At 65.0% G+C, this 20,203-nt stretch carries 21 protein-coding genes; 7 read left to right on the top strand and 14 right to left on the bottom strand.

Annotated elements, in window-relative coordinates; translation table 11 throughout:
• Nucleotides 1–13 precede the first annotated feature (13 nt).
• The 7 genes from IFU31_RS21905 (at nt 14) to IFU31_RS15210 (ending at nt 8,276) form a co-directional block, all read left to right on the top strand.
• Nucleotides 14–1,072 (top strand): methyl-accepting chemotaxis protein, encoded by a 1,059-nt coding sequence (locus tag IFU31_RS21905; protein WP_446731041.1) that lies wholly within the window; start codon nt 14–16, stop codon nt 1,070–1,072.
• Between the two features lie 129 nt (nt 1,073–1,201).
• Entirely contained in the window at nt 1,202–3,013 is a 1,812-nt protein-coding gene (locus tag IFU31_RS15235; RefSeq protein ID WP_192103574.1) for a putative bifunctional diguanylate cyclase/phosphodiesterase, read from the top strand.
• Nucleotides 3,014–3,045: 32 nt separating this feature from the next.
• Nucleotides 3,046–3,783 carry an AzlC family ABC transporter permease gene (locus tag IFU31_RS15230; RefSeq protein WP_192103572.1) on the top strand — a complete coding sequence of 246 codons (738 nt, stop codon included), beginning with the start codon at nt 3,046–3,048 and terminating at the stop codon, nt 3,781–3,783.
• On the top strand, nt 3,780–4,106 hold the full coding sequence (locus tag IFU31_RS15225; protein ID WP_122712911.1) for an AzlD domain-containing protein: 327 nt from the start codon (nt 3,780–3,782) through the stop codon (nt 4,104–4,106). Before IFU31_RS15230 ends, IFU31_RS15225 begins: the two co-directional genes overlap by 4 nt.
• Before the next feature lie 120 nt (nt 4,107–4,226).
• Nucleotides 4,227–6,086, top strand: a complete 1,860-nt coding sequence (locus tag IFU31_RS15220) for an ABC transporter ATP-binding protein (RefSeq protein WP_122478667.1) — start codon at nt 4,227–4,229, stop codon at nt 6,084–6,086.
• Nucleotides 6,087–6,153: 67 nt separating this feature from the next.
• Nucleotides 6,154–7,344 carry a CaiB/BaiF CoA transferase family protein gene (locus tag IFU31_RS15215; protein WP_192054258.1) on the top strand — a complete coding sequence of 397 codons (1,191 nt, stop codon included), beginning with the start codon at nt 6,154–6,156 and terminating at the stop codon, nt 7,342–7,344.
• Complete coding sequence (locus tag IFU31_RS15210) at nt 7,341–8,276, top strand: hydroxymethylglutaryl-CoA lyase (protein ID WP_192103570.1); 936 nt, start codon at nt 7,341–7,343, stop codon at nt 8,274–8,276. The genes IFU31_RS15215 and IFU31_RS15210 overlap by 4 nt, the downstream gene beginning before the upstream one ends.
• 527 nt (nt 8,277–8,803) lie before the next feature.
• Here IFU31_RS15210 and IFU31_RS15205 read toward each other — a convergent pair.
• The 14 genes from IFU31_RS15205 to IFU31_RS15140 form a co-directional block, all read right to left on the bottom strand.
• Entirely contained in the window at nt 8,804–11,440 is a 2,637-nt protein-coding gene (locus tag IFU31_RS15205; RefSeq protein WP_192103568.1) for a hypothetical protein, read from the bottom strand.
• 99 nt (nt 11,441–11,539) lie between these two features.
• Nucleotides 11,540–12,586: an EscU/YscU/HrcU family type III secretion system export apparatus switch protein gene (locus IFU31_RS15200; RefSeq protein ID WP_192103566.1), complete on the bottom strand. Its 1,047-nt coding sequence runs from the start codon at nt 12,584–12,586 to the stop codon at nt 11,540–11,542.
• A complete protein-coding gene (sctT, locus tag IFU31_RS15195; protein WP_192103564.1) occupies nt 12,583–13,413 on the bottom strand; it encodes a type III secretion system export apparatus subunit SctT in 831 nt (276 codons plus the stop codon). Before sctT ends, IFU31_RS15200 begins: the two co-directional genes overlap by 4 nt.
• 9 nt (nt 13,414–13,422) lie before the next feature.
• Nucleotides 13,423–13,692, bottom strand: coding sequence for an EscS/YscS/HrcS family type III secretion system export apparatus protein (locus IFU31_RS15190; protein WP_122741901.1), 270 nt, complete (start codon nt 13,690–13,692; stop codon nt 13,423–13,425).
• Between the two features lie 34 nt (nt 13,693–13,726).
• Nucleotides 13,727–14,383, bottom strand: coding sequence for a type III secretion system export apparatus subunit SctR (gene sctR, locus IFU31_RS15185; RefSeq protein ID WP_122796795.1), 657 nt, complete (start codon nt 14,381–14,383; stop codon nt 13,727–13,729).
• The gene (sctQ, locus tag IFU31_RS15180; protein WP_192103562.1) at nt 14,376–15,431 is read right to left on the bottom strand and encodes a type III secretion system cytoplasmic ring protein SctQ; all 1,056 of its coding nucleotides are present in this window, start codon (nt 15,429–15,431) and stop codon (nt 14,376–14,378) included. Before sctQ ends, sctR begins: the two co-directional genes overlap by 8 nt.
• On the bottom strand, nt 15,424–15,903 hold the full coding sequence (locus IFU31_RS15175) for a hypothetical protein (RefSeq protein ID WP_192054270.1): 480 nt from the start codon (nt 15,901–15,903) through the stop codon (nt 15,424–15,426). Before IFU31_RS15175 ends, sctQ begins: the two co-directional genes overlap by 8 nt.
• The gene (locus tag IFU31_RS15170; RefSeq protein WP_192103560.1) at nt 15,900–17,231 is read right to left on the bottom strand and encodes a FliI/YscN family ATPase; all 1,332 of its coding nucleotides are present in this window, start codon (nt 17,229–17,231) and stop codon (nt 15,900–15,902) included. Before IFU31_RS15170 ends, IFU31_RS15175 begins: the two co-directional genes overlap by 4 nt.
• Nucleotides 17,228–17,842, bottom strand: a complete 615-nt coding sequence (locus IFU31_RS15165) for an HrpE/YscL family type III secretion apparatus protein (protein ID WP_192103558.1) — start codon at nt 17,840–17,842, stop codon at nt 17,228–17,230. Before IFU31_RS15165 ends, IFU31_RS15170 begins: the two co-directional genes overlap by 4 nt.
• Entirely contained in the window at nt 17,835–18,509 is a 675-nt protein-coding gene (locus IFU31_RS15160) for a type III secretion protein (protein ID WP_192103556.1), read from the bottom strand. The genes IFU31_RS15165 and IFU31_RS15160 overlap by 8 nt, the downstream gene beginning before the upstream one ends.
• A complete protein-coding gene (gene sctJ, locus IFU31_RS15155; protein ID WP_192103554.1) occupies nt 18,506–19,291 on the bottom strand; it encodes a type III secretion system inner membrane ring lipoprotein SctJ in 786 nt (261 codons plus the stop codon). Before sctJ ends, IFU31_RS15160 begins: the two co-directional genes overlap by 4 nt.
• A gap of 8 nt (nt 19,292–19,299) precedes the next feature.
• A complete protein-coding gene (locus IFU31_RS15150) occupies nt 19,300–19,707 on the bottom strand; it encodes a hypothetical protein (RefSeq protein WP_244652059.1) in 408 nt (135 codons plus the stop codon).
• A gap of 44 nt (nt 19,708–19,751) precedes the next feature.
• Nucleotides 19,752–19,961, bottom strand: coding sequence for a hypothetical protein (locus tag IFU31_RS15145; protein WP_122796789.1), 210 nt, complete (start codon nt 19,959–19,961; stop codon nt 19,752–19,754).
• A 40-nt stretch (nt 19,962–20,001) separates the two neighbouring features.
• Nucleotides 20,002–20,203 (bottom strand): hypothetical protein (locus IFU31_RS15140; protein ID WP_192103552.1); only part of this gene is annotated, 202 nt, incomplete at its 5' end.

Below are 20,203 nucleotides of genomic sequence, written 5' to 3'. Positions count from 1 at the left end.
GTTCAGCACGCTGATGCTGGTGGCCACCGGTATCGCGCTGCTGCTGAGCATCGTGCTGTCGATCGTGATCATCCGCTTCGTCAAGTCGACGCTGGGCGCCGAGCCGGCCGAAGTGGCCCTGGCAATCGAGCAACTCGCCGCAGGCAACCTGAACCAGACCATCGTGACCGATTACCCCGGTAGCGTGATGGGGGTATTGCAAACCGCCTTGGGCCATTTGCGCGAGACCATCGAGCAGGTGCGTACGGCGGCGCGGGAAGTCACTCACTCTTCGGCGCAGCTGTCGGCGACCTCCACCGCCAACGACGCGCATATTCGCCTGCAGACCCGTGAGGCCGAACAGGTGGCCACCGCCATCACGCAGATGGCGGCGACCGTGGGCGAAGTCTCCGGTTACGCTGCCCAGGCTGCGGATGCGTCGCGCCTGGCGGATATCGAAGTGGAAAGCGGCAATCGGCTGGTGGCCAGCACCACGCAGGCTATCGAGCAGTTGGCGCTCACCTTGGAGCAGACCACCGACACCGTCGACCAGGTGTCGCGCCACAGCGAAAAGATCGAATCGGTCATCGACGTGATCAACTCGATTGCCGCGCAGACCAACCTGCTGGCGCTCAATGCCGCCATCGAGGCCGCCCGCGCCGGTGAGCACGGGCGTGGCTTTGCCGTGGTCGCCGACGAAGTGCGCTCGCTGGCCAATCGCACCCAGCAGTCGACCGAAGAAATTCGCGAGATGATCAGTACCTTGCAATCGGGCACCGAGGCGGCCGCGCAGACCATGCGCAACAGCTGCGAACTGGTGGGGCAGACCGTCACCCAGACGCGCAGTGCGCAGGAGGCCCTGGCCAAGATCAGCGAGCAGGTGGGTGCGATCAACCTGATGAACGCGCAGATCGCCAGCGCGTCCGTGCAGCAGAGCGCGGTCGCCGACGACGTCTCGCAGAACATCACGCGCATCCATGGCTCGACGGTGCAGTCGGCGACCGGCTCGCAGCAGGTCGCGACCGCCAGCACCGAGCTTGCGCGTCTGGCGGACCGCCTTTCGCAGAAGGTGGCTTTCTTCGGGGTTGTCTAGGCAGACGAAGGGCAGTGGTGCACTCGGAGCAAAGCTGTATACAGTTCCTGGCAAGGCTGCCGATACAACGATGCAGCCTTGTCTTGAGTGACTCCCTTTGCGACTGACCATCGGGCAATGAATACCGTGATGACCCATTTCGCTCCACCTTTCCCGGCCAACGAGCGCGAGCGCGTTGCCCGCGTAGCCGAGCTCTGCTACCGCGATGCGGTCGACGACGAGGTGCTGGACCGAATCGTGGCGCTGGCTGCTGAAGTCTTCGGCACGCCGATAGCGCTCATTTCCATTCTCGAAGAACAGCAGCAGTGGTTTCGGGCGAAGGTCGGCATCACCGTTTCATCCACGCCACGGGATGTGTCCTTCTGCGGTCACACCATTTTGGTCGACGACTTCTTCGAAGTGCCGGACACCCACCGCGACCCGCGGTTTCGGCACAACGTGCTGGTCACCGGTGCACCAGGCATACGCTATTACGCCGGCGTGCCGCTGCTGACCGATGACGGTCATGCTTTGGGCAGCCTGTGCGTCATCGACAAGCAGCCGCGCGCGCCGATGTCCACCGGCCAGCGGGCGAGCCTGCGGCACCTGGCGCAGTTGGTGGTGCACCGGCTCCACGACCTGCGCGCCGACTCGTTCATCGACCGGCCCACCCGCCTGATGAACCGTATTCGCCTGGAAGACGACATCCATCGGCATCTGAGCGCTAGGGAAGAGCCGTTGCTGGTCGCGGTCGATTTCCTCTCGCCCAGTTTCGTCAACGATATCGTCAAGGCGCTGGGCTATTCGTTTTCCCAACGTCTGGTCAGCAAAATCAGCCGTCGGGTGGCGGGCTTGATCGGCCACGACTGCGTGCTGTACCGGATCGGTCTCACCCGTTTCGCATTCATCAAGCCGCGCGACGAATGCCTGGCGACCTTGTACGCGAGGTTTTCCACAGCCTTCTCCACGCCGGTCGAGCATGACGGGATTCCCATTCGCACGCAGATCGGCATGGGTGCGCTGGAGCTGGACTGCCACACGATCAACGACCGCGACTGGGTGCGTCTGGTGGTCAGTGCCGCCGATTACGCGCGTGATCGCGGCATCGGCTGGGCCAGGTACCAGGCCGAACTGGACATCGCCCAGCAACGTGCCTTCGTGCTGCTCAGTTCATTGTCGTACGCCCTGGAAGAGTCCGAGCAACTGGGCCTGGTGTTCCAGCCGCGCATCGACTTCGCCAGCGGACGCTGCTGCGCGGTCGAGGCGCTGTTGCGTTGGACCCACCCGACTTTGGGGCCGATAGGACCGGACGAATTCATCCCGCTGGCGGAGAAAACCGACCTGATCCGGCTGTTGAGCGTGTGGGTGGTCGAGGCGGCCATCAAGCAGACCCGGCATTGGCGGGAAGCAGGCTACGATTTCAAGGTCGCGATCAATATCAGCCCCTGCGATCTCGAGGGGCCGGCCTTCACCGACCGGCTGATCCAGACCCTGGAACGCTATGGCGTCGAGGCTGCGACCCTGGAGATCGAGTTCACCGAAGGCGCGTTGATCAAGAATCCCGCCGAATGCCGGAACCAGCTGACCCGCCTGCGTGCGCTGGGCATCGAGATCTCCATCGATGACTTCGGCACCGGCTACAGCAACTGGACCTATCTGCGCGAACTGCCTGCCACCTCGGTAAAGCTCGACCGTTCGCTGCTCAAGGACATCGAAAACCAGGAGAAGGACCGGCGCCTGGTCACCACACTCATTGATCTGGCGCAGCGTCTGGGCTACAAGGTGGTGGCCGAGGGCATCGAGAACCAGGCCAGTTTCGACGCAGTGAAAGGCTGGGGTTGCGACGAGGGGCAGGGTTACTTCATTGCTGCGCCGATGGCCAGCGGACGACTGATCGAGTGGATCGAGCGCGAAGGCGGTGCCGCTGCCGTCGCACAGGCCGCACGCGAAGTGTCTTGCTGAGGCCTGAGATCATACCCAGCCGAGGAACCTGAATGCCTTTCCCGAGTGCAAGCCAAGCGTTCATGCAGGGCATCCGTGCACTGCTGCCGTTGACCCCTGGGGTGATTCCGTTCGGCCTGGTCACAGGGGTGATGGCGGTCGAGCTGGGTCTGTCGCCGGGCACCAGTATCGGCATGACGTTGCTCTTCTACTCGGGTTCAGCGCAGATGGTCGCCTTGCAGCTGCTGCACGTCGGTGTCCTGCCCGTGGCGATCGTCGCTACGGCATTGATCATCAACCTGCGCTTCATCATGTACAGCGCGTCGCTGGCCCCGCATTTTCACGGCCTGCCGCGGCGCTGGACCTGGCCGCTGTGCTACCTGCTGTCGGACCAGGCCTACGCGCTGTGCACGCTGAAGTTCGACAGCGGCGAACTGGGCCGCCATGCTCACCATTACTACGCTGGCACCGCAGTGGGCATGTGGCTGGCGTGGCAGGTGTCGGTACTGGCAGGCGTGTACCTGGGGGCGAGCATCCCGCAGAGCTGGTCATTGAGCTTCGCCATACCCTTGTCCTTCCTGGCGCTTCTGGTGCCTGGCATCCGCAGTCCGGCGACCTTGGGCGCGGCCGTGGTAGGCGGGGTGCTCGCCGTGCTGGCGGTGAACCTGCCTTACAACCTTGGACTGGTGATCGCTGCGGTGGGTGGCATCGCTGCGGGCCTCGTCATCGAAACCTGGCGCGACCGGGTCGCCTTGCGCACTGGCGCCGAGCCTGAGGAGCGAGCCTCATGAGCGACTGGGGCCTGTGGGCACTGTTCGTTGCCGTGGGCGTGGGGACCTTTGCCATGCGTCTGTGCTTCGTCGAGCTGCACGGCCGCTGGCGCATGCCCGAGCTGCTCAGTCGCGCCTTGCGCTACGTGCCGGCCAGCGTCCTGGCCGCGCTGGTGCTGCCGGCGGTGATCTACCCGAACGGACAGGGTGCACCGGTGCTGGATAACCCGCAGATTCCGGCGGCGATCGCCGCCGCGGTGGTCGCCTGGAAGTTCAAGAGCACGGTGCTGACCCTGGCCGTCGGAATGGCCGTGCTCTGGGGATTGAAGGCCCTGGCGAGCTAGTGGATTGCACCCCGCGCGCGCTTGCCGAATGCACCGTTCTTCGCAAAGCCGCCCATCGCGACCCACGAGTGCGCCATTAAGTGGCAGAATCTGCGCCACTTGATTCCGATGGAGACCCCCATGCTTCGTGCATTCGAACGAAGGCTCGACCCTTTCCCACCCGATGAAGTACCGCCGCCACCCGATGGCCTGGCCCGTTTTCTCTGGGCCTGCACGCGCGGCGCGCGCGGCTATATCCTGGCATTTGCGGTGCTCAGCGCTGCGGTGTCGGTCTATGAAGCCTGGCTGTTTTCCTTTCTTGGCCAGGTCGTCGACCTGCTCACCACCTGGCAGCAGGGCGGCGATGCCGCTGCCCAGGAAAGCCGCGTGTTGTGGGGCATGGGCCTGGTCATGGTGGGCAGCATTGCCCTGGTCGCCTTGCGCACCATGGTCCAGCACCAGATTCTGGCGATCAACCTGCCGCTCAGGCTGCGTTGGGACTTCCACCGGCTGATGCTGCGGCAAAGCCTGTCGTTCTTCTCCGACGAGTTTTCCGGGCGGGTCACCACCAAGGTGATGCAGACCGCCCTGGCCGTGCGCGACGTGCTGTTCACCCTGATCGAGATCCTGCCGGGCATCGGCGTGTATTTCATCGCCATCATCGCTCTGGCCGGTGGTTTCGCACCCAAGCTGATGCTGCCGTTCGTGGCCTGGCTGGTGCTGTTCGGCCTGGCGATGCTGTATTTCGTGCCGCGCCTGGGCAAGGTCGGGCAAGAACAGGCCCATGCGCGTTCGTCGATGACCGGACGCATCTCCGATGCCTACACCAACATCGCCACGGTCAAGCTGTTCTCCCACTCCAACCGCGAGGCGCACTTCGCCCGCGCGGCCATGGAAGACTTCAAGAACACCGGCTTCCGCCAGATGCGTCTGGTCAGCCAGTTCGAGATCGTCAACCAGGCACTGGTGGTCGGCCTGCTGATGGCGGCCGGTGGCTACGCGCTGTGGCTGTGGCACCTGGGCGAGATCGGGACCGGCGCCGTCGCGGCGATCACGGCCATGGCGCTGCGTATCAACGGCATGTCGCACTGGATCATGTGGCAGATGACCTCGTTGTTCGAAAACATCGGCACGCTGCAGGATGGCATGGGCACGCTGACCCGCGGGGCGAAGGTGCAGGACGCGCCTGACGCAGGTGCGCTGACGACTTCCGGCGGGGCGGTGACGTTCGACAACGTGAGCTTCAACTACAACGGCGAACGCCAGGTGCTCGACGGTTTGAGCCTGGACATCCGCCCGGGCGAGAAGATCGGCCTGGTCGGGCGCTCGGGTGCGGGCAAATCGACGCTGATCAACCTGCTGCTGCGTTTTTACGATGTCGACAGTGGCGAGATCCGCATCGATGGGCAGAACATCGCCCATGTAACCCAGGACAGCCTGCGCAGCGCCATCGGCATGGTGACCCAGGACACCTCGCTGCTGCACCGCTCCATTCGCGACAACATCGCCTATGGGCGTCCCGATGCCACTGATGAGCAGGTGCGCAGTGCGGCCGCCAGCGCTCAGGCCGATGAGTTCATCAGCCAGCTGAGCGACCGTCAGGGCCACAGCGGCTACGACACCCTGGTGGGCGAACGGGGCATCAAGCTGTCCGGCGGCCAGCGCCAACGCGTGGCGATTGCGCGGGTGATGCTCAAGAACGCGCCGATCCTGTTGCTCGACGAGGCCACCAGCGCGCTGGACTCGGAAGTCGAAGTGGCCATCCAGGAAAGCCTCGATCACATGATGCAGGGCAAGACCGTGATCGCCATTGCCCACCGCCTGTCGACCATCGCCGCCATGGACCGGCTCATCGTCATGGACCAGGGGCGCATTCTCGAACAGGGCACCCATGCCCAGCTGCTGGCGAAAAACGGTATCTATGCACGGCTCTGGCAGCACCAGAGCGGCGGTTTCCTCGGCGAGGACCAGCAACTGACCGAGGGCGTCAATCAGGACTGAGTGGCGCGCCATGTCCCCTGCGCCGCGTCGCAGATCATCCTTTTTTCAACAGACATCGAGGCTGCCCATGACTGCTCTTAGCGGAATCCGTGTCATCGAGATCGGAACCCTCATCGCTGCGCCGTTCGCTGCGCGCATGATGGGCGAGTTCGGTGCCGAGGTGATCAAGATCGAAACCCTGGGGCAGGGCGACCCCCTTCGCAAGTGGCGAAAACTCCACGAAGGCACTTCGTTGTGGTGGTACCTGCAATCGCGCAACAAGAAATCTCTGGCGCTGAACCTCAAGTCTGCCGAAGGCATCGAGATCGTCAAGCAACTGGCCGAAAGCGCCGACGTACTGATCGAGAACCTGCGTCCCGGCGCCCTGGAGAAACTCGGCCTGGGCTGGGACGTCTTGCATGCGCTGAACCCCAAGCTGACGCTGGTGCGCATCTCCGGCTATGGCCAGTCTGGCCCTTATCGCGACCGGCCAGGTTTCGGCGCGATCGGCGAGGCCATGGGCGGCATTCGCTACACCACCGGCCACCCGGACTCACCGCCGGCACGGGTGGGGGTCAGCCTGGGTGATTCGCTGGCGTCCATGCATGCGGTGATGGGCGCGCTGATGTCGTTGCTGCGGGTCAAGACCGGTCAGGGTGACGGTCAGGTGGTCGATGTCTCCCTGGCCGAAAGCGTCTTCAACGTGATGGAAAGCCTGGTGCCCGAGTATGCCATGCTCGGTCATGTGCGCGAGCGCAGCGGCGGTGCTTTGCCCGGTATCGCCCCATCCAATACCTATCCCACTGTCGATGGCGGTTATGTGGTGATCGCGGGCAACAGCGATCCCATTTTCAAGCGCCTGATGAACGCCATCGGTCGAGCCGATCTGGGCGATGACCCGGCGTTCGCTCACAACGACGGCCGAGCTGCGCAGAGCGACCTGCTCGATGGCGCCATCAGTGCCTGGAGCGCCCAGCGCCCTATCGAGGATGTGTTACAGGCACTGGAAAGCGCCGAGGTGCCTGCCGGGCGCATCTACTCGGTCGCCGATATCGTCGCCGACCCGCACTATCAGGCCCGCGGCATGATTCTCGATGCGCAGCTGCCCGGTGGCGTGGCAACGAAAATGCCCGGCATCGTGCCCAAGCTCTCCGCCACGCCGGGTGTGGTCAATTGGCAGGGGCCCAGCCTGGGGCAGCACACCCAGGCCGTGCTGACCGAGCTGGGCCTGAGCGAGAGCGCTATCCAGCGCCTGAAGGATGAGGGGATCGTGCAGTGATCAACGACTACTCGCAACGTCTCATCGTTCAGGAAGTGGCGCCCCGTGATGGTCTGCAGATCGAGCCGATCTGGGTTGCCACCGCAGACAAGATTGCCTTGATCGACCAGCTTTCGCTGGCGGGCTTCAGCCGCATCGAGGCCGGTTCCTTCGTTTCGCCCAAGGCCATTCCAGCCCTGCGCGATGGCGAACAGGTGTTCCATGGCATCGCCCGCCAGCCGGGTGTGACCTACGTGGCGCTGATTCCCAATCTCAAGGGGGCGCAGCGCGCGCTCGCCGCCAAGGCGGATGAACTCAACCTGGTGTTGTCGGCCAGCCAAAGCCACAACCGCGCCAACATGCGCATGACCCGTGAACAATCCCTGGCAGGCTTCACCGAAGTGCTCGAGCTGGCCCGCGGTACGTCGGTCAGCCTTAATGGCACCATCGCCACGACCTTCGGCTGCCCGTTCGAAGGCGCCATCGATGAACGCGTGGTGATGGACCTGGTCGATGCCTATCAGCGGCTCGGCATGCAGGGCGTGACCCTGGCCGACACCACGGGCATGGCCAACCCGCGCCAGGTCTACGCATTGGTCCGGCGGGTGCTGGAACAGTTGCCCGCCGAAGCGCTGACCCTGCATTTCCACAATACCCGCGGGCTGGGATTGAGCAACGTCCTGGCTGCCTACGAAGCCGGTGCGCGGCGCTTCGATGCGTCGCTCGGGGGGTTGGGCGGATGCCCGTTCGCGCCGGGCGCCTCGGGCAACATCTGCACCGAAGATCTGGTGAACCTGTGTGAGGAGATGGGCATTCCCACCGGCATCGATCTGCCCCGTCTGCTCGACCTTTCCCGCACGTTGCCAGCGCTGCTGGGGCATGAAATGCCGGGGCAGGTGGCGAAGGCGGGGCGCAACGCAGACCTTCATCCGCTGCCGCCGGGACTTGGCTGAGCAGCACCGCAGCATCGTCGTTCGTTACCCAGACAACAACGAAAAAGCATCCCGCTCAGGGGTTCGCCTGGAGAAAAACAGACCGCGATCGAACGTAGGAGCGGTCCGTGGCCGCGAAAGGCGCACCGCGTTGCATCAGGCATACCGCGTCACGGCTTTCGCGGCCGATGAACCGCTCCTACAGTGGGGCGCGATCGAACGTAGGAGCGGTCCGTGGCCGCGAAAGGCGCACCGCGTTGCATCAGGCATACCGTGTCACGGCATTCGCGGCCGGTGACCGCTCCTACAGTGGGGACGCGATCGAACGTAGGAGCGGTCCGTGGCCGCGAAAGGCGCACCGCGTTGCATCAGGCATACCGCGTCACGGCATTCGCGGCCGGTGACCGCTCCTACAGTGGGGGCGCGATCGAGTGTAGGAGCGGTCCGTGGCCGCGAAGGGGGTGCTGCTGTGCATCAGGCATACCGCATAACGGCTTTCGCGGCCGGTGACCGCTCCTACGGGTTGCGCAGGGGCGGTCGGTGCGCGATTAGCCTACGCGGTCCAGGCGGGTGTCGAGGTTTTCGCCGTCGCCCTTGTAGTCGTCATGCTTGACGTCGTCGAAGCCTTCTTCCGGCAGATGACCTTCCTCGGCGTAGAACTCGTACTCGCCGTCGCGATACTCGAAGATGCTTTTATCGTCGGGCGCGTCGCGCTGGCCGTAGTTGTACATGTAGGTGTCGAGGAATTCGAAGCGCTTGTCGCCGTCTTCGGTCAGCAAGCCCTGCTCGGACAGGTCGGCAAACAACCCTTGCAGGTCATCGCGGTGGTCATCCATGCGGTTGTTGTGCTTGATGTCTTCGACGATCAGGAACGGCGTCAGCGCCAGGGTAAGGGCAGCACCGGCCCACAACAGTGGCCCGGTCAACGCCCTGGCCACGTTGGAACCCACCAGCGCGGCCATCTGCGCACCCCCGCCGGCTACGTTGAAGGCCCCGGCGGCCACGGTGATCGCGCCCTGTGCGACGACCGTCTGGTCGTTGCTGTTGAGCCCGCTCTTGATCTTCAGGCCGCCCAGCACCAGATCGGCCACACCGGTGAAGGTATTGGCGCCGGCGTCCATGATCCGCAGGAATGCCGAAACCGCGCGGGTGCTGGGCGTGCTGCCATTGAGCCCGGGATTCTTGGCGAAGCCGTCGCGGAAGCCCTCGGTCAAGGTCTTCATGTTGTCTTCGGAAAGGTTGAGCTTTTCCGCCAGCTTCTTCTTGTCGTCGATCGGCGCTGCATCGACGGCTGCATTGAAGTCCTCGAACAGCTTCTTCAGATCGCCTTCCACCACACTGAACGGCCGCCCGCCACCCTGAGGCTGGTCCTTACCGAAGATCTGCGGCAGCGACTTGTCCAGGCCTAGCATCTGGTTGACCTGAGTGCCACGCACGCTGTCGACGATATTGGAACCCAGATTGACGAAGTGCTGGCCGGCGCCGAGCACACTGACCATGTCCTTGGCGATGGCTAGCCGCTCTTCCGGGGTATCGGCCAGGCTGCCGCCCTTGCCGACCAGCTGATAGATACCCGAGGCCAGCGAGATCAGTCCGCCGGCCGATCCCAGCACGCCGTTGCCGTTGAGCTCGCTCAGGGTGCGCAGCATGCTGCCATGGGCGCCTTCGCCGAGGGTCTTGTAGACGTCCTTGCCCATGACCTTCTCGATATCGGTCTGGGTCACCGTGCCGTTCTGGCTGAACGTGGCACCCAGTTCCTTCAAGGCACTGGCGAAGGTTTTGGCGGTTTGCTTGTTGCCGAGAAATTCCTGGACGAAACGTTCGGTTTCCACGGTACGTCGAGGGATGTCCACGCCGCCTTTCTTCAAGGCCGTCAGCAGCGTCTTGATCGTATCCTGGGTGGCCAGCGCCGTGTTCTGGTCGTTGATTCCCGACGGATCGGCCAGCAGCTTGTCCAGGTCCATGGTGGTCGCGTCGATCATCATGTGCTGGGAAAACTGGGCGGCCTTTTCTGGATCGAAGGCGGCCAGGGCGGCGTAGGTCTTGCTGATGTCGGCTTCGGCCAGGCCTTCCTTGCCGCTGTTCTTCAGGTCGGCGATGTAGCGCGAGTAGTCTTCGGAGAACGCCATGCTTTCAAGCTTTTCACGCACCGCGGTCTTGTCCGGCAGGGCGTCGAGGGACTTGGCCTGCTGCGCCTGGAAATCCTTCTGCACGCTTTCGGCGCCGAACAGTTCGGCCGTGCGTTCGTCGACCTTGACCCGGTCGATGATCGACGACAGATCGTCGCCGCTGACCTTGGCGGTACTCTGGCCCATGGACATGTCCAGCACCACCATGTCCAGCCCGCCGTCACTGGCGGCCTGCGCGCGCAACGCCGTGTAGAGTTTGGCGCGGTCGTCATCCTTGCCGATGCTGCCGTCCTCCACGCCGGTTTTCCATTGCGCGATCAGGTTCTGCCAGGTCTGCTCACTGACGGTGAGCTTGCGGTTCGCATCGTTGGGGTCGACCGTGCCGGTCTCCAGATTGCCCACATCCAGTTCGCTCATGGCCGGCAGGTCGGCTTCCTTGCGCGCATCGTCTATCTTGCCGTCGTCGTTGCGGCGGCCTTCATCCACGGCCACGAAGCGTTCATACAGCTGCGGATTGCTCTCCTTGGAAACGATGACCTTGCGACTGCCGCCGTCGGCATCGAACACCTCGGCGCGAACCAGGCCCGGACCGACCTCGTCCTTGACCCCGATGGTCGCGCCGTCGATGTCGGCGTCGGTGAACGGGTTGTCCTTGACCTGCTGGTAACCTTCGTCTTCGCTGGTCTTGATACCGTCCAGGGTCTTGCCCATGTCGTCCAGGGTATCGAACGCCTCTGGAGTCAACTCGCGGGTAACCACCACCACGCTGTCGTCATTCTTGTACACCATCAGCACGTCCGGGTTGCTGGGGTCACGTTCGATGGTGCGTACCTGATCCAGGCTCGGCGCCTCTTCAGTGCGCAGCACGCTGGCGTCGTGCAGTTTTTCCTGCAGCTCGATCATCTCCCGGGTTGCGGGGTTCTCGATGGGCAGGGGCTTGGGCTGCTGCTGGGCGATGCTCTTGGCGATCGCGATCAAGGCATCGAAGGTCAGCTCGGGACTGGTTTGCGGTGCGACCGGATCGGTCGACGTGGCAGGCTGAAGGGTATCGGTCATCGGCTTGCTTCCTTGTGAGGTGAATGAGCGCGGCGCGACAGCGAGACAGCCGCCGAATGTCCACCGTACAGCCCGAGTGTTTAACTTTTGGGTCACCGCCTAGATCAACCGTGCACCGACCAGGATGTCGGCCACTTCCTGGAACGTGGCATCCGGTACCGCGTCGCCGGCCGCGCGCACGGCAATGCGACGCGCCAGCAGCGCGTTCACAGCATGGGCGATGCCCAGCGCGCGTGCCTGTTCCAGCATCGCCGCCGATTCCTGCCCATCGGCCCTGCTGACGATCACCGGCACCGGTGTCTCGCCGCGGATGTAGCGCAGGCCCACCGCCCATTGGCCCGCTTCGCCGATCACCAGCGTGGCGTTGTGCACACCGCGCTTGGTGGCCAGCGCATGCATCTGCTTGCGCTGGCGCTGGCGTGCCTGGCGGATCAGTGGGTCACCGTCGCTGTCCTTGGTCTCGCGCTTGCGGTCGCTCTTGGTCATGCGCATCTCCCGGCCGAACAGCCACCGCTGCATGAGCACGTCCAGCCCGCCCACCAACAGGAAGGCGATGATCAGGGTGGCCAGCAGCGGCTGGAACATTTGCAAAAACGAGGCCCGTACGCATTCGGCGCCGCAGCCGGAGGACTGCATCAGGCTCTGCATGCCGGCGCGATATACCAGGACGAAGGCGACGGTCAAAGCGCCGAGCTTGAACAGCCCCTTGAGCAACTCGATGAGGCTGCGCAGCGAAAAAATGCGCTTGAACCCCGCGACCGGGCTGATGCGCTCGAACTCGGGCTTGATCGGGTCGGCGCTGAACACCGGGCCGCCCATGGTCACCAGGTTGCTCAGCACCACGGTCACCACCGTCACCGCCAGCAGCGGCAGGGTGACGCTCAGCAGCAGGTCCACCGCAGTGCTTTGCACCCGCGGCCAGAGGCTGGCGAACGGTTCGCTCCAGACCTGGGCAACCAGCTCGACGAAGGCCATGCAACGTTGCTGCAGGCCTTCGGCGACGCTGATCAGGTACAGGCTGCAGGTCAGGATGACCATGGCGGTAACCATGTCCTGGCTCTTCGGCAGTTGGCCTTTGTTGCGCGCATCGCGCAGTTTCTTCTGCGAGGCGGGCAGTGACTTCTCTTCACTGGGTTGCTCGCTCACGGCGCACCTGTCTGCAGGCCGGCCTGCACCGTCGACTCGACCACATCGAACCAGCCGCGCATCGCGCCCAGCTGGCTGAGCATGTAGGGAATCATGAAGCTGACATAGACGACCATCAGGAACGAGAACAGAAGGTTCTTCACCGACAGCGACAGGTCGAACACATGCAGCTGCGGCGCCATGCGTGCCAGGTAGGCCAGCAGCAGGTCGGCGGTGAGGATGGCGATCACCACCGGGGCGATCATCAGCACGCCGGTCTGCATGACCTTGTCCAGCACGCCCACGATCTCCATGACACTGTTCACGCCCAGTGCCGGCGCCGCTGCCAGTGCCGGCCACAACTGGTAGCTGCGGTACAGCCCGTCGAGCATCAGGGTGAACCCCCCGGACATGAAGAACAGCGTGATCAAAGTGATGCTCAGCAGGGTCGAGGTGACGCTCGATTCGCCCGAGCTCAGCGGGTCGAGCAGCTGCGCCATGGTCGAGCCACGTTGCAGGTCGATCAGCTCGCCAGCGACTTCGGCGGCCCAGAAAGGGATACCGAAGATCAACCCGATGACCACGCCGATCACCATTTCCTTGATCAGCAGCGCCATCAACATCAGGGTCGACGGTGCCTGCTCGCCTGCCAGGGCGATGAAGATGTCCGGGGCGATCGGAATCGACACCACCACCGCGACCGCGCTGCGGATCATGCCGGTCAGGCCCAGCCGATTGAACGCCGGGGTGATGATGATCATGCCCAGGGCGCGGGCCACGGCCATGCCGAAGGCGCTGAGCAGGGGGTAGGCGAGGTCGAAGAACCCTGCCAGTTGCTCACCGAGCATGGGCCACCGTCAGCGTGTCCACGCGGGAAAGTTGTCGAGCATCTGCCCGGCCAGGTTGACCACCTGGCTCGCCAGCAGTGGACCGAGCACCAGCAGCACCAGCATGACCGCGACCAGCTTGATCGCCTGCGGCAGGGTCTGGTCCTGGATCTGGGTCAGCGCCTGCACCAGGCCGACGCCGAAGCCGACCACGATGGCCACTAGCAAGGCTGGCGCCGACAGCAGCAATACGGTCATCAGCGCGTCTTTCATCACTGTCAGGAAGATATCCTGGCCCATGACTGCTACCTCGCGAGGGGTGGGTGGTCGACGTTCATGCGCCGTAGCTCATGATCAGTCCGTGCATGAGGCGCGACCAACCGCTGACGGCCACGAACAGAAAGATCTTCAACGGGATCGAGATCAGCGTCGGCGATACCATCATCATGCCCATCGCCATGAGGATGTTGGAGACGATCAGGTCGATCACCAGGAACGGGATATAGAGCAGAAAGCCGATCTCGAAGGCACGGGTCAGCTCGGAGCTGACGAACGCCGGGATCAATACCACCAGATCGTCTTCGCGAAGATCGGCGCGGGCTTCCTCCGACCAGATGCTCTCGGTCGCCTGCAGAAAGAACGCGCGCTCATCCGGATTGGCGTAGCGCGACAGGTGCGCCTGCAACGGTGCGCGCAGCACGTCGCCGGCTTCGCGAATGCCGTCCACGCTCTGCAGGCTGATGGGCTGGGCTTCGAGGCGGTGGAGCATTTCCCCCACCAGCGGCGTGGTGATGTAGACGGTGAGAATCAGCGCGATGCCGTACAGCACCAGGTTGGGCGGCGTCTGCTGCACGCCCAAAGCGTTGCGGATGAGAAACAGCACCACGGAGATCTTCAGGAAGCCGGTCATGGTGACCACCACCAACGGCACCAGGCCGATGGTGGAGACCACGATGATGATTTCGATCAGGTTGGGTTGCAGCTCATTCATGGGCTGCACGGCTCGTCAGGCGCACCCCCAGGCCTTCGCCCAAGGTGACCAGTTCGCCTTGGCCGAAGGCTTTGCCATTGGCATGCAGCATGACGTGCTGACCCTCTCGGTCCGGCAGGGGCAACACGCTGCCGCAGACCAGTGCGCCAAGGGTCTGCACCGTCACCTCGAGGTGCCCGACTTCGCAGACCAGGGTGACGGGCAAATGCGCTGCAAGGTGTTCGGGGGATTGCGCCATGGTGGATTCTCCTGAGGAAGGCGAAAGGAACGGAAAGGAAGCCGGCGACGGTGAATCGTCCAGGCGCAGGCCGCCGGGGATGAGCGTGGCAAACGCGTGCAGGCGCTCGGCGATGCTTACCAGCACGCCTTCGCAAGGTCGATCGAGCATGACCACATCGCCCGGCGCCAGGCTGTGCAGTTCGTCCAGGGACAGCCGCTGCCAGCCGCAGGCGACCGACACCGGCAGGGGTAGCCAGCCAGGGTGCTCCGGCACGCGTGGTACCTGGGTATCGAGCAGAGCCAACAGACGTTGGGCGGCGCCCGGGTCGAGCGCCAGACCCAGGGTGGCGTGCCACGCTCCTTGGCTGACGGCCAATCCCAGGCGCACCGGCAACGTATTCTCCGCGGTCGGTTCAGGAACGCACTGCAGGGGCTGGGTGGTCAGTTTTTCCAAGGCTTCGACGAGGTCGAGCAGCAGGTACTCGAGCAGCAGGCAACGCTGTTCCGGGGAGGCCTGTTGCAGGCTGGTGCTCGTTTCGGTACCAAACGCACTGTCCAGCAAGCCCATGGGCAGGTACAGGGCGCCCGCGTCCTGGCCGAGGCTGAAGGCGACGTCGAGGCGGTCGTCGAGCGCCTCGGGCCAGGCGCGCACGGCCAGTTGGCAGGCGTGACCGCCCAGCGCGAACTCGATGACGGCGCGCGGGTGCAACCATTGATTGATCAGTTCCCAGGCAGTGGCATCGACCCGGGGGAAATGCGCAAGCACCTGTTGTGGCAACACCGGCGCTGGCGACGCCTGCGCGGGGCGGATCGGGCGGACGTCACCCATGGGGCACGCGCCCGGGCCGATCTTCTGCTTCCGCTTCGGCGTGCCCCTGCGCGCGCAGGCGGACCTGGCGAACTTCCTGTGCCAGCAGTTGGGCCATGGCCTCACACTGTCGCTGGTGCTGTTGACGCTGCTGCCGCAGGGCTTCCAGCTGAGCGTGCGCCTGGGTCCGTTCCTCGCTGAGGGCTTGCAGCTGCTGTGCGAACTGCTGATCCAGGTGAACCCGCTCGGATGCCTGCTGCTGGTAGCGCTGGACCTGCCAATGATCGACGACTTCACCCAGCAGCGCCGCGCCGTTGCGTGCGTCGCGGCGGGCCAGGGCTTCGCTGTGCAGGCAGTGCGCCTGGGTCAGGGTGTCTATCCGCTGCTCCAACTCGTCGCGGCTGCGCGCCTGTCGGGCGGCAGCCATCCGTGCCTTGCGTTCGCGCAACTCGCGCAGTCGCAGCAGCGCCTGCAAGCGCTCGGCGCCGGTCACTCGAGCAACTCGAACAGCGCACGCACGGTTTGTTCATAGTCGCTGCAACTGTCGGCCTGCTGGCACAGGAATCGCTCGATAGCCCCCTGCCGCGCGATGGCGGCATCGGTCTGCGGATCGCTGCCAGCGCTGTACTCGCCCACCTGCAACAACAGCTGGACATCGGCGTACAGCGCCATGGACTGACGAATCTGCGCCGCGCTCTGGCGTTGCAGCGGCCGCACCACGGCGTCCATCAGGCGGCTGCGACTGCGCAGTATGTCGATGGCCGGGAAGTGGTTCTTCTGCGCCAGGGCGGCGCTGAGCACGATGTGCCCGTCCAGGATCGAGGTGACTTCTTCGGCCACCGGATCCTGGCTGCCGTCGCCTTCGGTAAGGATCGTGTACAGGCCGGTGATGCTGCCGCGTGCGGCCGGTCCCGCGCGCTCCAGCAGGCGCGGCAGGGCGGCGAAGAACGAAGGTGGAAAGCCGCGCCGGGTCGGTGGTTCACCCGCTGCCAGGCCGACCTCGCGCTGCGCGCGGGCGAAGCGCGTGATGCTGTCCATCAACAGCAGCACATGCAGGCCTTGGTCGCGAAAGTATTCGGCGATGCTGGTTGCCACGTGGGCCGCCTGGACCCGCTCCATGGCTGGACGGTCGGAGGTAGCGACCACGGCGACGGTGCGTGCGCGGGCCTGCGCGCCGAGCTGGACGTCGAGCAATTCGCGTACTTCGCGTCCACGTTCGCCGATCAATCCCAGCACGATGACGTCGGCGGCGGTGCCGCGCACGATGCTGGTCAGCAGCGACGACTTGCCCACCCCCGGCTCGCCGAATATGCCCACCCGCTGGCCACGGGCGACAGTCAGCAGGCCGTCTATGGCGCGGATGCCCAGGGCCAGCGGCTGCTCGATCAGGCTGCGCGAGAACGCCGCCGGCGGCTCGCCATGCACCGGGTAGTGACGTGCCGGCCCCGGCGCCCGAGGCGGCGCCGGGCCGTCGAGAAAGTGGCCCAGCGGGTCGATGACCCGTCCCAGCAGATGCTCACCCACGCTGACCTTCAGGGGCGCGCCGGTGGGGATCACTTCGCAGCGGGTGGACATGCCTTGCAGCTCGCCGATCGGCGTGAGCAAGGCTTCGTCGCCTTCGAAACCGATGACCTGGGCCGCGACCAGACGCTGGTCGAGGGGATCGCGCAGGTAACACAGCTCACCGATGCGGGCCATTGGCAGGCTGGCGTAGACCATGATTCCGCGAATCCGCCGGACCTTGCCGCGCACCGGTCTTGGTATGGCAGTCGTGGCCCGCGCGAGCAATTCTGGCAGCACGGTGTCGAGTACCGCGCTCACTGGGCAGCTCCGCTGCTGTCGGGGGCGGCTGGCAGACCCAGGGCGAAGCGCAGGCCGCGCAACTGCTCGTCGACGTCCAGGTCGACCAGCGCGGCCGGGCTCGACAGCGTGGCCTGCCGCGGCCCCAGGCTGGCATCGCCCTGAACCTGAATCTGCACCTGCACCACGCCGAGCAGCCCGTCCAGCAAACTCGTGACCGGCGCCAATTGAGCCGGCGGCACGCGCAGGGTCAGTTGCTGCTGGTCGCGGAAGTCGTGCAGGGCGCGCTGGCACAACTGCGCGATCAGGGGCGCGGCGTCGAGGTCGTCGAGTACCTGGCGAACCAATGTCAGGCTCAGCTCGGCCAGTTGCACCTGCACCGTGGCCAGATAGCGCTCCATGGCTACAGCGGTCTCGACCAGCTGTCGACCCGCCGCCGCCTGGCCCTCGGCAAGTCCTTCGGCGCGGGCGGCAGTGCGCAGGTCCTGGGCCTGCCGCTCGGCCAGCTCGAGCAGCTGTCGAGCCTGCTCGCGTGCATTCTGCAGATATTCCTGACCGTCGATCCAGTGCGCGGCTTCATCGGCACGCACGATGCGCCTGCCAGGCGTTGGCAATGGGCTGGCTTCACTCATGCATGGGCCCCTGGGTCGGCGGATCGCTGCGCACTACCCGCCGCACGATCATTGGCCCGTACTGTTCGATGCGCGGAGTAATCGGCGTGGCGGCGGCCGGGTCATCGATTTTCAATCGGTACCAGGCGGCCAGTGCGCGAGGTTGTTCGGCCAGCCAGGCGTTGACGCAGGCCTGCCCATCTCGTTCGACCACAGCGTCCAGTTCCTCGAGAGAAGCCGGCAGCTCGTGGCTGGCCAGCGGGCAAGCCAAGGCATGTTCGGCCAGCGCCAATTCGAACAGCGCATCACCAAAGTGCTCGCGCAGCGCACGTACTGCCGGTGCGCGAATTTCCCGAACCAGCGCCTCGGCCCAGAACACCACCCCGCAGCGACGCGCCAGTTGCCTGAGTTGCGCGCTGTCCAGGGTGGCCACCGGGACATCCTCGGCCGCCGGGGCGTGCAGCGCCTCGAGGGGTTGCAAGGCAAAGCGTCGCTCCAGCATGCGCGTCAGCCGCTCGCGCAGGCGTGGTTGGGCCAGCATCGCGTCCAGGGTGGCGGCGGGCAGGTCGAGGTTGTCGAAGCAGGCCTGCAGACGTGCCCGGTGCACGTTGTGCAGGGGGCGGGCGGTAAAGGTTTGCCAGCGGCGTTCATGCTCGGCTGCGGCGATCGTGCGTTCCGCTGCGTTCATGTGGCGTCCACCAAGGCGTAGCTGCGCGGCTGACGTGCTTGCCACAGCACATAACCCAGCACCCCAGCCAGCGCCACGATGGCCAGCAACATCACGCCGAACAGGGTTGCAGCGCGGGTCTGGCTGCTGTCCAGCACCCAGATACCCATGACCGAGGAAAACGCGGGTGCCTGGCGTGCGCGCTCGCGGGCGGCGGCCTGCACGGGAATGACCGAGACGCCGTCGTAGCCCAACCCGGAAATGCCATTGGCGACCAACGTCTTGATCTGCGGTATCAGTGCATTGATGTCCAGCCCGGCTTCGTAGCGTACGAACACCGAGGCCGAAGAGGGGGTGATGTTGCGCTTGAGCAGGTCGTTGTCCGGCAGCACCACGTGGACTCGGGCCGAGACCACGCCGTCGACCTGCGATACGGTGTGCGCCAGTTCCTCGCTCAACGCGTAGATCAGCTGGGCGCGTTCCTGGGTAGGCGACGAAACCAGACCGTTGCTCTTGAACACCTCGCCCATGCTGGCGAAGGTCTGCTCCGGCAGGCCGGCCTGTTCCAGGATCGCCATGGCTTCGGCAAAGCGCTCCTGCGCCACGTTGACGGTCAAGCGCCCGTCCTTCTGCACCACGCGGTCGGCGGGGATGCCTTCGTGCAACAGCGCAGCGACCATGGTGTTGGCCTCGCGCTCGCTGAGATTGGTGTACAGCTGGGTCTTGCAGCCCTGCATCAGGCAGGCGAGCAGGACGATGGCCAGCAGGCGGCGTGTCGTGCGCTGCAGTATCGGGAGAGGCATAAGGTTCATCATTGACCCTTGAGCAAAGTGTTGGCGGCGCCGGACACCTGGGTGGCACCGCGCACCACCATCTGCGTCTCGATGGAGTGATCGAACATCAGGCTCAACGATTCCACGACTTTTTGCAGTTGCGGGTCGGCAGCGGCCTGCGCCGGGGTCGGGTGACCGGCCGCCGCAGGGTCGCTCTGTCTGGCGCCGAGGTCGGCGGCGCGCTCGGCGAAGCGCTGTGTGCGATTAAAGAAGCCGTCGAGGTTGTCCAGAACACCGGCCCCCAACTGCGCGGGGCTGGTGCCGGTGGGTGCGACGGCGGGTTGCCGGGCCATGTGCTCGAAAAGGTTCTGCGATACCTGGCCGGTGCCCACTGCATCGGCGATGGGTGGCTGTGCCGGTACGGCGGTGGCGGCAATGGGCAGCATGGTCAGGCTCCTGTTCGACGATGGGAAGGTTCAGCGCGACGCAATCACTCGTCGGACATCGCTTCATTCAGCATTTCGTTGGCCTTGGGCATGATGATCATCTGGCCGGCCACGGTGACCGCGCCGCTGACCAACTGATCGGTGAACTCGGCGTCGCTCAGTTCCGTGGAGCTGTCCAGCGCGGCGTTGAATTGCGCTTCGCCGTCCGTGCCGGCAGAGGGATCGAGGTTCGGATCGATAGCGTTTGTAGCCATGGTCGTTCTCCTTGCATGTGAGCCCGAAGGCGGGGTGAACTCAGTTGAGGCCCGAGACCACCTGGGTCTCGGCGCCGCCACGAAAGATCCGCACACTGCCGGCCGCAGGTTGGGTAGCGGCCGTGCGGCGCAGGGGCGGTCGCAGGGCGGCGAGTTGCCCGTCGATCAGGCTCAGGTAGCCTGGCGAGCCGGCCGCGCGCACCGTGCGCGCGTTGGCATCGACGCTCAGCCGGGCGCGCGGG

The sequence above is a fragment of the Pseudomonas sp. CFBP 13602 genome (genome assembly GCF_014842725.1).
In the GTDB taxonomy this organism is placed as follows: domain Bacteria; phylum Pseudomonadota; class Gammaproteobacteria; order Pseudomonadales; family Pseudomonadaceae; genus Aquipseudomonas; species Aquipseudomonas baltica.
This window is presented reverse-complemented; position numbering and strand designations above follow the sequence as displayed.

Coding starts and splice junctions, on each gene's coding strand:
- sctQ (WP_192103562.1), bottom strand. CDS start 15,431: ATGGGTGACGTCCGCCCGATCCGCCCCGCGCAGGCGTCGCCAGCGCCG.
- IFU31_RS21905 (WP_446731041.1), top strand. CDS start 14: ATGCTGGTGGCCACCGGTATCGCGCTGCTGCTGAGCATCGTGCTGTCG.
- sctT (WP_192103564.1), bottom strand. CDS start 13,413: ATGCTCGGTGAGCAACTGGCAGGGTTCTTCGACCTCGCCTACCCCCTG.
- IFU31_RS15205 (WP_192103568.1), bottom strand. CDS start 11,440: ATGACCGATACCCTTCAGCCTGCCACGTCGACCGATCCGGTCGCACCG.
- IFU31_RS15225 (WP_122712911.1), top strand. CDS start 3,780: ATGAGCGACTGGGGCCTGTGGGCACTGTTCGTTGCCGTGGGCGTGGGG.
- IFU31_RS15215 (WP_192054258.1), top strand. CDS start 6,154: ATGACTGCTCTTAGCGGAATCCGTGTCATCGAGATCGGAACCCTCATC.
- IFU31_RS15235 (WP_192103574.1), top strand. CDS start 1,202: ATGACCCATTTCGCTCCACCTTTCCCGGCCAACGAGCGCGAGCGCGTT.
- sctJ (WP_192103554.1), bottom strand. CDS start 19,291: ATGCCTCTCCCGATACTGCAGCGCACGACACGCCGCCTGCTGGCCATC.
- IFU31_RS15160 (WP_192103556.1), bottom strand. CDS start 18,509: ATGAACGCAGCGGAACGCACGATCGCCGCAGCCGAGCATGAACGCCGC.
- IFU31_RS15220 (WP_122478667.1), top strand. CDS start 4,227: ATGCTTCGTGCATTCGAACGAAGGCTCGACCCTTTCCCACCCGATGAA.
- IFU31_RS15165 (WP_192103558.1), bottom strand. CDS start 17,842: ATGAGTGAAGCCAGCCCATTGCCAACGCCTGGCAGGCGCATCGTGCGT.
- IFU31_RS15145 (WP_122796789.1), bottom strand. CDS start 19,961: ATGGCTACAAACGCTATCGATCCGAACCTCGATCCCTCTGCCGGCACG.
- sctR (WP_122796795.1), bottom strand. CDS start 14,383: ATGAATGAGCTGCAACCCAACCTGATCGAAATCATCATCGTGGTCTCC.
- IFU31_RS15150 (WP_244652059.1), bottom strand. CDS start 19,707: ATGCTGCCCATTGCCGCCACCGCCGTACCGGCACAGCCACCCATCGCC.
- IFU31_RS15190 (WP_122741901.1), bottom strand. CDS start 13,692: ATGGGCCAGGATATCTTCCTGACAGTGATGAAAGACGCGCTGATGACC.
- IFU31_RS15230 (WP_192103572.1), top strand. CDS start 3,046: ATGCCTTTCCCGAGTGCAAGCCAAGCGTTCATGCAGGGCATCCGTGCA.